The sequence below is a fragment of the Pseudomonas sp. Root329 genome (assembly GCF_001424925.1).
GTDB lineage: Bacteria > Pseudomonadota > Gammaproteobacteria > Pseudomonadales > Pseudomonadaceae > Aquipseudomonas > Aquipseudomonas arabinosi.
In genome coordinates this window covers 73,538-86,185 of sequence record NZ_LMCV01000004.1, presented here as the reverse complement: position 1 = coordinate 86,185, position 12,648 = coordinate 73,538, and the positions used below count along the sequence as shown (strand labels likewise).

The 12,648-nt window shown below is 56.6% G+C and carries 9 protein-coding genes and 1 tRNA gene; 2 read left to right on the top strand and 8 right to left on the bottom strand.

Annotation, left to right across the window (positions count from 1 at the left end; all coding sequences use genetic code 11):
• The first annotated feature begins 18 nt into the window (after nt 1-18).
• Together ASC74_RS06530 and ASC74_RS06525 are read left to right on the top strand one after the other, a co-directional pair.
• A complete protein-coding gene (locus ASC74_RS06530; protein ID WP_056740248.1) occupies nt 19-1,149 on the top strand; it encodes a carbon-nitrogen hydrolase family protein in 1,131 nt (376 codons plus the stop codon).
• 3 nt (nt 1,150-1,152) lie between these two features.
• Nucleotides 1,153-2,193: an AraC family transcriptional regulator gene (locus tag ASC74_RS06525; RefSeq protein ID WP_056740246.1), complete on the top strand. Its 1,041-nt coding sequence runs from the start codon at nt 1,153-1,155 to the stop codon at nt 2,191-2,193.
• 350 nt (nt 2,194-2,543) lie between these two features.
• On the opposite strand, the gene ASC74_RS06520 is transcribed toward ASC74_RS06525, so the two are convergent.
• From ASC74_RS06520 to ASC74_RS06485, 8 genes are all read right to left on the bottom strand, one after another.
• The gene (locus ASC74_RS06520; RefSeq protein ID WP_056740245.1) at nt 2,544-3,371 is read right to left on the bottom strand and encodes a DUF2242 domain-containing protein; all 828 of its coding nucleotides are present in this window, start codon (nt 3,369-3,371) and stop codon (nt 2,544-2,546) included.
• Between the two features lie 229 nt (nt 3,372-3,600).
• Complete coding sequence (locus tag ASC74_RS06515; RefSeq protein ID WP_056740243.1) at nt 3,601-5,472, bottom strand: SurA N-terminal domain-containing protein; 1,872 nt, start codon at nt 5,470-5,472, stop codon at nt 3,601-3,603.
• Nucleotides 5,473-5,705: 233 nt separating this feature from the next.
• Nucleotides 5,706-5,978 (bottom strand): HU family DNA-binding protein, encoded by a 273-nt coding sequence (locus ASC74_RS06510; protein ID WP_002552737.1) that lies wholly within the window; start codon nt 5,976-5,978, stop codon nt 5,706-5,708.
• A gap of 148 nt (nt 5,979-6,126) precedes the next feature.
• Complete coding sequence (lon, locus tag ASC74_RS06505) at nt 6,127-8,523, bottom strand: endopeptidase La (protein ID WP_027926069.1); 2,397 nt, start codon at nt 8,521-8,523, stop codon at nt 6,127-6,129.
• A gap of 161 nt (nt 8,524-8,684) precedes the next feature.
• The gene (gene clpX, locus ASC74_RS06500) at nt 8,685-9,968 is read right to left on the bottom strand and encodes an ATP-dependent Clp protease ATP-binding subunit ClpX (RefSeq protein ID WP_007946893.1); all 1,284 of its coding nucleotides are present in this window, start codon (nt 9,966-9,968) and stop codon (nt 8,685-8,687) included.
• Nucleotides 9,969-10,080: 112 nt separating this feature from the next.
• Complete coding sequence (gene clpP, locus ASC74_RS06495; RefSeq protein WP_056740241.1) at nt 10,081-10,716, bottom strand: ATP-dependent Clp endopeptidase proteolytic subunit ClpP; 636 nt, start codon at nt 10,714-10,716, stop codon at nt 10,081-10,083.
• 92 nt (nt 10,717-10,808) lie between these two features.
• Entirely contained in the window at nt 10,809-12,119 is a 1,311-nt protein-coding gene (gene tig / locus ASC74_RS06490; protein ID WP_056740239.1) for a trigger factor, read from the bottom strand.
• A gap of 422 nt (nt 12,120-12,541) precedes the next feature.
• Nucleotides 12,542-12,626: transfer RNA gene (locus ASC74_RS06485), tRNA-Leu, on the bottom strand.
• Nucleotides 12,627-12,648 lie beyond the last annotated feature (22 nt).

Sequence of the window (12,648 nt, the reverse complement as noted above, 5' to 3'; positions counted from 1 at the left end):
GTCGTTGACTGTTTACCCATGCGCAAACTTCTGTACCTGACCTTCTCCATGGCATTGATTGCCGCCCTTACGACCTACGCCATGTGGGCCGCGGACCGTCCGGTGGGTCATTATCTGTCGGACCTGCGCATCAACCTCGCGGTCGACCAAGGCACACCCGCTGATCGCGGCAATTTGCTGGGCATCCAGCCCGAGCTGTTTCCCACCGACTATCAAAGCCCCGAGCGCCTGCACCGCAAGCTGGCGGCCTATTTGCAGAAGGCCCAGGACCAGGGCCTGCTGAACGAAAAAACCATCGTCGTCCTGCCCGAACATGTCGGCACCTGGTTGATGGTCAGCGGGGAGAAAGATGAGCTGTACCAGGCGACCACGCTCAAGGAAGCCATGAACTGGCTGGCGGTCAGTAACCCACTGAAGTTCGTCCGCGCACTGATCAGCGCCAAGGGCGACAAACGTCTGGACGACGCGCACCTGCGCATGAAGGCCAAAGGCATGGCCAAGGACTACCAGTCACTGTTTGGTGGTCTGGCGAAAGAATTCCACGTGACGTTGGTGGCGGGCTCCATCGTGCTACCCGAGCCCAGCATCATCGACGGCACCCTGAAAATCGGCCGCGGCGCGTTGTACAACAGCAGCGTGGTATTCGGTCGCGATGGCTTGCCGATCGGCCAACCCCAGCGCCAGATGCACCCGATTTTCGATGAACATGAAGTCATCGCCGCCAACGGCGAGCATACGCTCAACGTCGTCGACACCCCGGCCGGACGCCTGGGCGTGTTGATCGGCAGCGACAGCTGGTACCCGGACAATTACCGCAAGCTCGACGACCAGGGAGCGCAGTTCGTCGCGGTCCCGGCGTTTGTGATCGGGCGCGGCACCTGGGACAAACCGTGGGGCGGTTACAAGGGTCTGTCGACGCCTGACTCCGTCAGTCTCAAGGCCGGGGAGCTCAGCGAAGGCCAGGCCTGGCATCGTCTGACACTCACCGCTCAACCGCCCAGCAGCCAGGCAATCGCCGGCATGAGCGTGTTCCTGCGCGGTCAGTTCTGGGATCAGGGCAGCGCCGGTCAAAGTTTTCTCAGCAGCAACGGGCAGCAGTTCGCCGACGGCAATGCCCGTGGCGCGCGATTGCTGAACCTCTGGTTGTAACCGATGAAACCGTTGCCGATGCGCCTCGGCGATCTGTCGGTCGGCTTTGTTCATAGCCTGGCCGACGCCGTGCGCAGCCACGGTGTAGACCCTCAGCCGTTGCTCGAACAATACGGCCTCGACGCGGCTCGCCTGAGCGAAGCGAGCGCCCGGCTCTCGATCCCGCGCTACATGCGCCTGGGCCACAGCGCCATTCAACTGACCGACAACCCGGCACTTGGCTTGCGCATGGGTCAGCTCAGTCGCCTGAGCCAGGTCGGCCTGGCCGGGGTCACGGCCGCTCAGGCGCCAACGGTGCGAGAAGCTGCGCGGTGCCTGATTCGCTTCGAAGCCTTGTATGGCTCCAACTATCGCGGTCAATCGAGCTTTCACGAAGACGCCCAAGGCGCCTGGCTGCGGTTTTATTCCATCAGCCCTTACAACGCCTACAACCGCTTCGTGGTGGATTCGATCATCGCGGGCTGGTTGCAGCAATTGTCCAGCATCAGCCCTGCCCCGTTGCGGGCCGAACGCATCGAGATCGAGTTTGATGAGCCGGATTACCGCACGGCTTATGAGGTGCTGGGCGACTGCCCGATCCAGTTTGGCGGCGAGCACAATCAACTGCGCTTGAGCCTTGCCAGCCTCGCCCAGCGCAACCCGGAACACTGCCCGAGCACCTGGCGACACTTGCTGCAACTGTGTGAACGGGAGCTGGAGCAACTGACACGCACCCGCAGCCTGCGTGAACGCATCACTCAGTTACTGGGGCCATTGCTCAATGGTGGCCGGGAACCCGACCTGGAAGAAGTGGCGGCACGCCTGAAGCTGCCAACCTGGACCTTGCGCCGCAAACTCGCCGAGGAAGGCACGCAATTTCGCGCGATCCTCAATGACACACGTCGCGACCTGGCCATGACCTACATCCGCGATACCGAACTGGCGTTCGGAGAAATCGCCTACCTGCTGGGCTTTGCCTCAGCCGAAGCCTTTCAAAGGGCCTTCAAACGCTGGAGCGGCCAGACTCCCGGCGAGTTTCGCCGCAGTCATCGCCAATCCGCTTGACGCTTACAGCTCGGTAGCGTCTTCGGCCGGTTCCAGCGGGTCCAGTTCAAACGCCTGATACTCGAGCAGCTCTTCTTGATAATCGTCCATTTTGAATCCCCCACAGCTCGTTGAAAAAAACGCCTGAATAAATGACCAGCGCCCCGAGCATAAAGTGCCCACGTGAAAGAAAAATGACGCGGGTACGCCGCTCAGCGGCTACTTAATAAAACGTAGCAGGCCGTCAGGAATTTATCACAGGATTTTTTCGATAGAGGCCGTAGGACAACGGCCTGGGTTGACGCGGATCAATTTAAAAGCCGCTGCGGGATTGGTGTCGTCTGACCCGATCCCGCAGCGTCAGAGCACGATTACTGGCCAGATACAGGAATGGCCGAAATAGGCTCGGTAGGTGGAGGCAGGCTTGATTGGGGCGGCGGAGTGACGGTTTCCGTGGTCGATGCCGGCTCGGTATTCCCGGCCGGAGCAATCGGAGCGGCTTCAGGCGGCGGCGCAACCGGCTCAGAGGCTGCTGGAGCAGCTTCGGCAGGTGCCGGCGCAGGTTCTGCCGCAGGTGCCGGGGTCGGCGCCAACGCAGCCGGTGCGGGCTTGGCTTCAGGCACGCCGAGATCGGGTTTCGGCTTATCCTTGATATGCGCGGCCTTTTTCGCTTCCGGCGGCAGGAACAACTCGACCAGGGTGAAGAACCGCTCGTAGAACTTGGGCGACGATACGGTTTCACTGGCGACCTTGACCATCGAGTCGTCGGACGAGCCAATCGGCATCGACACAGAACCCAACACGCCTACACCAACGCTGGCGGAGTTGTTGGTCTTCTTCAGCGCATAACGGTCCTGCAGGGCGTTGGCGAACATGGTCGCGTGGAGCCCCTCACTGCCATCATCGGCACAGACCACACTGAAGCTGATCTCCATGTGGCTCTCGCCGGTCTGCTGGAAGCTTTTGTGTCCGCTGACCAGTTTCGGGTCGGAGCTGGTGATGATGTAGCCCTGACTGAGCAACGCCCGACGGGCGGCTTCGCATGTCTGCGCATCCGTCACCGGGTAGCTGCGCGAAAACGTTCCGGAGTCATCGAAGTTCTCATGCTCGTAGATCGGGGCTTTCTTCGACGAGCAGCCGGCCGCGGCGGCCAGCACCAACGCCAGCCCTGCAACACGCATGGGAAATGATTTAAACATTGAACATCCTGAGGAAAACGGTCCGGGGCGTATTGTGCAACAGATCGATGCTTAGCGGAGTATCGATTAGTGTCTTAAAACAGTTACAAGTCTACTGACTGTCATTTACAGGAAAAAGTCGCTCGATAAACACTCAGGCGACGGGTAACCCGCGCTGCTTTTGTTTCGCCCATAAAAAACCCCAGCCTTTCGGCCGGGGTCTTTGTGTAGCGCAACACTCAGTCAGGCATCAGAAACGTTTGATCTCAGCCTGGCTTTCCAGCTGTTTGCGGTAGGCCGCAAAGTCTTGCTGGCCAATGCGCGAAGCGAGGAATCGACGGTATTGAGCCTTCTCTTCTTCGGTAGGCGCAGCAGCTTCGTTCACGCCGTTCAGACGCACAATCACCAGGCTACCATCGGCCAGGGTCACGCTGCTGAAGGTCGGCTTGTCCTTGGCGACAGGCTTGGGCATGCGGAACAGCGCCTGCAGCACGGTTGGGTCAACCCCTTCCTGGCCACGAGTGGCTGCCTGGGTCACTTTCCAGCTCTGACCGTCGATCGCCTTGTCCAGCGCAGTCTTGCCATCGCGCAGGCTGACAATCAGCTCTTCAGCCTTGGTCTTGGCGGCAGAGCTGGCGTGCTCCTTGGCCAATTGCACGCGAATACTGGCAGCCACGCTTTCCAGCGGCAGTTGCGCAGGCTTCAGGTGTTCCTTGGCGCGCAACACGATCACGGTTTCCGGATCGAGCTCGATAGCGGTGCTGTTGGCACCCTCATCCAGCACTTCAGGGCTGAACGCTGCAGTGACCACGGCACGGTTGGCCGCAACACCGTCGCCACCTTCACGGCCGAACGGTTTGGACGTATGAACAGTGAGCTTCAGGTCCTGCGCCGGCTGAGCCAGATCGGAGGCTTCGAACGACGAGTCTTCCAGTTGCTTGGTCGCCTCGACGAAACGCTGCTCGACCTGCTGGGTTTTCAGCTCACGGGTCAGCTTGTCTTTCAGGCTGGCGAGCGTCGGCACTTCAGGCGCTTCGACACCCAACAGCTTGATCAGGTGGAAACCGAAGTCGGTGCGAACCGGCGCCGAGACCTGATCCTTGGCCAACGCATACAGCGCTGTTTCGAAGGCTGGATCGTAGACACCAGGACCGGCATAGCCAAGGTCACCGCCGTTGTTCGCCGAACCAGGATCCTGGGAGAACTCCTTGGCCAGAGCTTCGAACTTCTCACCTTTTGCCAGGCGTGCCTGGATCTCTTCGATCTTGGCCTTGGCTTGCGCTTCGGTCGCCTTGTCGTTCACTTCGATCAGAATGTGCGCGGCCCGGCGTTGTTCCGACAGGTTCGCGGTTTCTTTCTGATACGCCGCTTGCAGGTCTTCGTCCTTGACGCTGACCTGATCAAAGAAGGAAGCCTTCTTCAACTCCAGGTAATCAATGACCACCTGATCCGGCGTCATGAATTCCTTGGCGTGTTCGTCGTAGTAGGCTTTGACTTCATCGTCGGTCAGCTTCACAGCCGCCGGGTCGACCTTGACGTTCAAGGAAGCGAAATCGCGGGTCTGTTTTTCCAGACGGGCGAATGCCAGAACCTGTGCGTCGGTGACGAAACCGCTACCTGCCAGACCAGCGCGCAGCTGACCGATCAGCATTTCCTGAGCCAGCATCTGGCGGAATTGCATGCGGCTGTAGCCGAGTTGGCGAATAACCTGGTCGAAACGCTCAGGGCTGAACTTGCCATCAACCTGGAATTCAGGCGTTTGCAGGATCACCTGGTCCAAAGCAGCTTCGGAAAAAGCGAACTTCGAGTTTTCTGCGCCTTGCAGCAGCAGCTTGCGATCGATCAGGCCTTTGAGGGCCGATTCGCGCAGCATTTTTTCGTCGAGTAAGGAAGCATCGAAATCCTTGCCCAGCTGTTGCATGAGCTGACGGCGTTGCATATCGACCGCCTGGCTCAGCTCGTTCTGGCTGATTTCTTCACCATTGACCTTGGCCGCATCATTACGATGCGTAGTGGCCTTAAAAATGGCGTCGAAACCGGTCAAAGCCATCAGTGCAACGATGACCCCGATAATGGTCTTGGCAATCCAGCCTTGTGAATTGTCCCTGATATTCTGCAGCATGCGTCCCCCAGAAACGGTTGAACTTCAAAATTAGGCAACCGTGGAGCGTGGGTAGAATCCGGATAGAAGAAAGGCGCATCCGAGGATGCGCCTTCTCGTAACTGGCGGAGCGGACCGATGACTCGAACTTGCGAGCCTCGGTGTCTCGGATCGGCGACTCGCCGACTGGACTACCGCTCCGCTGCCAGGTCAGGCATGACCCCGACCCGGATAGGCAAAAACCTGAATCGAACTTAGTTGACAGCTTCTTTCAGTGCTTTACCGGCTTTGAAACCTGGTTTTTTAGCAGCTGCGATTTCCAGCGTCTTACCGGTCTGTGGGTTACGACCAATGCGAGCTGGACGATCAGTTACGGAGAAAGTACCGAAACCAACCAGAACAACAGAGTCGCCGGCCTTGAGAGCGCCAGTGACGGATTCGATTACAGCGTCCAGCGCACGGCCAGCAGCAGCTTTCGGGATATCAGCGGATGCAGCGATAGCATCAATCAGTTCCGACTTGTTCACTCTAAGTCCCCTTATATCTATTTTGAGTATGATTCTAAGTTTTTTGGTGAAAGCAAAAACGAGTGCTGAATGGCCTACAGACACTTAAGAGCCGCTTTATAACAAGGGCTCTAAAAAGCTGTCAACAAGCCACCCAGGCAAATGCGTACTAATGCGTGCTAATTCTTTCCTTAGAGTCAGACTCGCGTTTTTCATCCTTTGCAACTATCTCTGGAGCTACATCTGGCAAGGGCTCCGGCGCGTATTGCAGCGCAATTTGCAGGACCTCGTCAATCCATTTAACCGGTTTAATCTGCAGATCTTGCTTGATATTGTCAGGAATTTCCTTCAGATCGCGTACGTTCTCTTCAGGAATGATCACCGTCTTGATTCCACCACGGTGAGCAGCGAGCAGTTTTTCTTTCAAACCGCCAATCGCCAGCACCTGACCACGCAGCGTAATTTCGCCAGTCATCGCAACGTCCGCACGCACAGGGATCCCGGTCAATGCCGACACCAGAGCCGTGCACATGCCCACACCGGCGCTAGGGCCGTCCTTCGGGGTCGCCCCTTCCGGCATGTGGATGTGCGTGTCGCGCTTCTCGTGGAAGTCCAGGGGAATCCCCAGGCTCTTCGCGCGACTGCGAACAACAGTCAGGGCCGCCGTGATCGATTCGACCATGACGTCACCCAAAGAACCGGTCTTGATCAACTGGCCTTTACCCGGTACGACGGCGGCTTCGATGGTCAGCAATTCGCCGCCCACTTGAGTCCACGCCAGCCCGGTGACCTGACCGATCTGATCCTGCGATTCAGCCAGACCGTAGCGGAATTTGCGCACGCCCAGGAAGTGTTCCAGCATCTCGGCAGTGACCTTCACCGAGAAGCGTTTTTCCATTGCATGCTCTTTGACCGCCTTGCGGCAAACCTTGGCAATCTGGCGCTCCAGCCCACGTACACCGGCTTCGCGGGTGTAGTAGCGGATGATGTCACGGATCGCTTCGGCGTCGAATTCCAGCTCGCCTTTTTTCAAGCCGTTAGCCGTAATCTGCTTTGGCGAAAGGTATTTGACGGCGATGTTGATCTTTTCGTCTTCGGTGTAACCCGGCAGGCGAATCACTTCCATCCGGTCCAGCAAGGCTGGTGGAATGTTCATGGAGTTCGAGGTGCAAAGGAACATCACATCGGACAGGTCGTAGTCGACTTCCAGATAGTGATCGTTGAAGTTGTGGTTCTGCTCAGGGTCGAGCACTTCCAGCAACGCCGACGCCGGATCGCCACGCATGTCGCTGCCCATTTTGTCGATTTCATCGAGCAGGAACAGCGGGTTGCGGACACCCACTTTTGTCATCTTTTGAATCAATCTTCCTGGCATCGAACCGATATAAGTACGGCGATGACCACGAATTTCCGCTTCATCACGCACACCACCGAGGGCCATGCGCACGAATTTGCGGTTAGTGGCGTGAGCAATCGACTCCGCCAGAGAGGTTTTACCCACCCCAGGAGGACCGACCAGGCACAACACCGGACCACGAATTTTCTTCACTCGCTTCTGCACGGCGAGGTATTCGAGGATCCGCTCTTTGACTTCTTCCAGACCATAGTGGTCTGCATCGAGAATGTCTTCAGCGCGCGCCAGGTCCAGACGCACTTTGCTCTGCGCCTTCCACGGCACCTGAACCAGCCAGTCAATATACGAGCGCACCACGGTCGCTTCCGCAGACATTGGCGACATTTGTTTTAACTTGTTCAGTTCGCCCTGGGCTTTGGCCAAGGCGTCTTTCGGCAGACCGGCGGCATCGATGCGCTTTTTCAGCTCTTCGATTTCGTTATGGCCTTCGTCGCTGTCGCCGAGCTCTTTCTGAATGGCCTTCATCTGCTCATTCAGGTAGTACTCGCGCTGGCTGCGCTCCATTTGTTTTTTGACGCGACCGCGAATGCGTTTTTCGACTTGCAGCAGGTCGATCTCGGCATCCAGCAACGCCAGAACGTGCTCGACACGGGCCGACAAATCAATGATTTCGAGGATTTCCTGCTTCTGCTCGATCTTCAGGGCCATGTGTGCGGCCATGGTGTCGACCAGGCGGCCTGGTTCGTCGATGCTGTTGAGCGACGACAGGACTTCAGCCGGGACTTTCTTGCCCAGCTGCACATATTGTTCGAACTGAGCCAGCAGGCTGCGTACGAATACTTCCGACTCGCGCTCTGGCGCGTCGACTTCGTCGATCAATGAGACTTCGGCACGGCAGTGGCCGTCCACTTCGCTGAAACGCTCAACGGCGCCCCGCTGCTCACCTTCGACCAAAACCTTGACCGTGCCGTCAGGCAGCTTGAGCAGCTGCAGAACGGTAGCAATGGTACCTACGCGATAAAGTGCATCTTCACCGGGATCGTCGTCAGCAGGGTTTCTCTGAGCCAGCAGAAGGATCTGCTTGTCGCCCGTCATCGCTGCCTCGAGGGCTTCGATGGATTTCTCGCGCCCCACGAACAGCGGGATAACCATGTGCGGATAAACCACAACATCACGCAATGGCAGGAGAGGCAATTCGATGGTTGTCTTCATGATTTCGCCTCTACGGCGGCCATAAGGCCGTAAACAGATGGAAGTGAGCTTGAAACCAAGATGGGGGCTACCTTCAAAAAAAACAAGCTTAAAGAAGGTGTTAAAACGCGCAAAAAGCAAAGGGGCCCGAAGGCCCCTTCTTTATTCCAACAGCGTGACGCTTAGGCGTCTGGCGCTGCCTTGGCAGCCGGCTCACTGTTTTCGTAGATATACAGTGGCTTGGACTTGCCTTCTATAACGCTTTCGTCGATCACTACTTTACTCACCTCGGACTGCGAGGGGATTTCATACATAGTGTCGAGCAATACACCTTCGAGAATCGAACGCAGTCCACGGGCACCGGTTTTGCGTTCCAGGGCACGTTTGGCGACCGATTTCAGAGCGTCGGCCCGGAATTCCAGGTCCACACCTTCCATCTCGAACAGCTTGGCATACTGTTTGGTCAGAGCATTTTTCGGCTCGGTGAGAATCTGCATCAGCGCAGCTTCATCAAGCTCGTCCAGCGTGGCAAGTACCGGCAGACGACCGACGAATTCCGGGATCAGACCGAACTTGACCAGATCGTCAGGCTCGACTTCACGCAGGGACTCACCGACTTTCTTGCCTTCTTCCTTGCTGCGCACTTCCGCGTTGAAACCGATGCCGCCCTTGGTGGAACGGTTTTGAATAACCTTTTCCAGACCGGAGAACGCACCACCGCAGATGAACAGGATGTTACGGGTGTCGACCTGAAGGAATTCCTGCTGCGGATGCTTGCGACCACCTTGTGGCGGAACGGAAGCGACCGTGCCTTCGATCAACTTGAGCAGGGCCTGCTGCACGCCTTCACCGGAAACGTCCCGGGTGATCGACGGGTTGTCAGATTTGCGCGAGATCTTGTCGATCTCATCGATGTAGACAATGCCCATTTGGGCCTTTTCTACGTCGTAATCGCACTTCTGCAGCAGCTTCTGAATGATGTTTTCGACATCTTCACCCACGTAACCTGCCTCGGTGAGGGTGGTTGCGTCGGCGATGGTGAACGGAACGTTCAGCAAGCGGGCCAGTGTTTCGGCAAGCAGGGTCTTACCCGAGCCTGTCGGGCCGATCAGCAAGATGTTGCTCTTGCCGAGTTCGACATCGTCATTCTTTTTGTCACGCTGGTTCAGGCGCTTGTAGTGGTTGTACACCGCTACGGCCAGGACCTTTTTCGCACGCTCCTGACCAATCACGTACTGATCAAGGATGCCGCTGATTTCTTTAGGCGAAGGCAATTTATGCGCGCTGCTTTCGGCCTGGGCTTCCTGCACCTCCTCACGGATGATGTCATTGCACAGGTCGACGCACTCGTCGCAGATAAAGACCGAGGGGCCGGCAATCAATTTGCGCACTTCATGCTGGCTTTTGCCACAGAAGGAGCAATAGAGCAGCTTGCCGTTGTCCTCGCCGTTGCGGGTGTCAGTCATTCGTTCGATCCAAATCCGATAGGCTTGCAACACAAGATGAAGGCTATTGCGGGCTTTTTCAAGCCCGCTAGTGATCGGACGCGCCGACCAACCTTATTTTGAGCTGCTTAATTTAAGCGGGGCGCTGGCTGATCACTTCATCGATCAACCCGTATTCACGCGCTGCTTCTGCACTCATGAAATTATCGCGGTTGGTATCGCGCTCGATTTCTTCAAGAGTGTGCCCGCTATGCTTGGCCATCAGCGTGTTGAGACGCTCACGAATGAAGAGGATTTCCTTGGCATGGATTTCGATATCCGAAGCCTGGCCCTGGAAACCGCCCAGTGGCTGGTGAATCATCACACGTGAGTTCGGCAGGCAGTAACGCTTGCCAGCGGCACCGGCCGTCAATAGAAACGCACCCATGCTGCACGCTTGACCGATACAGGTGGTCGACACGTTTGGCTTGATGAACTGCATGGTGTCATAGATCGACATGCCCGCCGTCACCGAACCACCCGGGGAGTTGATATAGAGATGGATGTCCTTGTCCGGGTTTTCCGCTTCAAGGAACAGCAGTTGCGCACAGATCAGGTTGGCCATGTAGTCCTCTACCGGACCAACCAGAAAGATCACTCGCTCCTTGAGAAGGCGCGAGTAGATGTCATAGGCGCGCTCGCCACGAGCAGACTGCTCGACAACCATCGGGACCAAGCCGCCTGCGGCCTCGATATCAGAGTTCTGCTGAATATACGAATTACGGAACATGCTCTGCAGTCACTCCCAAATAGTTATGTCTTGAATACGCATAAGCCAGCACGAAGGCTGGCTTATGTGTGTACTTCTTACCGCAAAAACGATCAGTCGGCTTGTGGAGCTTCTACCGGCTTGACTGCTTCTTCGTAAGAGACCGATTTGTCGGTCACGCTAGCTTTCTGCAGAACAGTATCCACAACTTGTTCTTCCAGCACAACAGAACGAACTTCGTTCAGTTGCTGGTCGTTCTTGTAGTACCAAGACACAACCTGCTCAGGCTCCTGGTAAGCCGAAGCCATTTCCTGAATCATTTCACGAACGCGGGCTTCGTCAGGCTTGAGGTCGAATTGCTTGACCACTTCAGCCACGATCAGACCCAGCACAACGCGGCGCTTGGCTTGCTCTTCGAACAGCTCGGCCGGCAGTTGCTCAGGCTTGATGTTGCCACCGAACTGCTGAACAGCCTGCACGCGCAGACGGTCAACTTCGTTGGACAGCAGAGCCTTAGGCACTTCGATCGGGTTGGTGGCCAGCAGACCATCCATTACCTGATTCTTGACCTTGGATTTGATCGCCTGACGCAGTTCACGCTCCATGTTCTTGCGAACTTCGGTGCGGAAGCCTTCCAGACCCGTTTCCTTGATGCCGAATTGAGCGAAGAATTCTTCGGTCAGTTCTGGCAGTTTTGGCTCGGAAACAGTGTTCACGGTCACGGTGAACTCAGCAGTTTTGCCTGCCAGGTCGAGGTTCTGATAGTCCTCTGGGAAGGTCAGGTTCAGAACGCGCTCTTCGCCGGCTTTAGCGCCAACCAGACCGCCTTCAAAGCCAGGGATCATGCGGCCGGAACCCAGAACCAGCTGAGTACCTTTGGCGGAACCGCCAGCGAACACTTCACCGTCGACCTTGCCAACGAAATCGATGTTCAGCTGGTCTTCGTTTTGAGCAGCGCGATCGGCCACTTCGAAACGGGTGTTCTGCTTGCGCAGCACTTCCAGCATTTTGTCCAGATCGGCATCAGCCACGTCAGCGCTCAGGCGCTCAACCGCGATACCTTCGAAACCGGCAACGGTGAACTCAGGGAACACTTCGAAAATCGCGACGTATTCCAGGTCTTTGCCAGCTTCCAGCGATTTCGGCTCGATCGAAGGAGCGCCAGCCGGGTTCAGCTTTTGTTCAACAACAGCTTCGTAGAAAGAAGACTGGATCACGTCGCCAACAGCTTCCTGACGTGCATCAGCACCGAAACGGCGCTTGATTTCACTCATTGGCACTTTGCCTGGACGGAAGCCAGCAATCTTGGCCTTTTGGGCAGTCTGCTGCAGACGCTTGTTGACCTGAGTCTCGATGCGCTCAGCCGGCACGGTGATGCTCATGCGGCGCTCAAGAGCAGAAGTATTTTCAACAGAAACTTGCATGGATATTCCTCGTTGCACAGACGTTAGCCGGCCGTTTCCGACCCCAGAATCAAGGGCATGCATTCTAGTGGGTCAAACTCAAGAAGTCACCCTACTGAAAACGGGTAAAAAAGCAGCAGGCAATTTATAGGCGGGGACAAACGGTTGTGCCTCGCCCTGTTAGCAAATACAGCCAATCATGCCAGGGCTCTGCACCAATCCTTCTATATATAGAAGGCATCGGCAATCCATCCCTGACAGTCGACCCCACGAGGGGACCAACGGGCGAGCCAGCATCATCGAGAAACATAAATCCGACGATCCGAGCCACCCTCTCGACCCAGAACCTGCGGCCGCTTTGAAAATTCAGACTTCTAAAACAAAAACGGCGCAGCCCTTTTCAGGTGCTGCGCCGTTTTCTGCTATTAAATAGCTGTTTGTAATGGTGCGGACGGAGAGACTCGAACTCTCACACCTTGCGGCGCTGGAACCTAAATCCAGTGTGTCTACCAATTCCACCACATCCGCATCAAGCTTTTAAAGCAAAGGC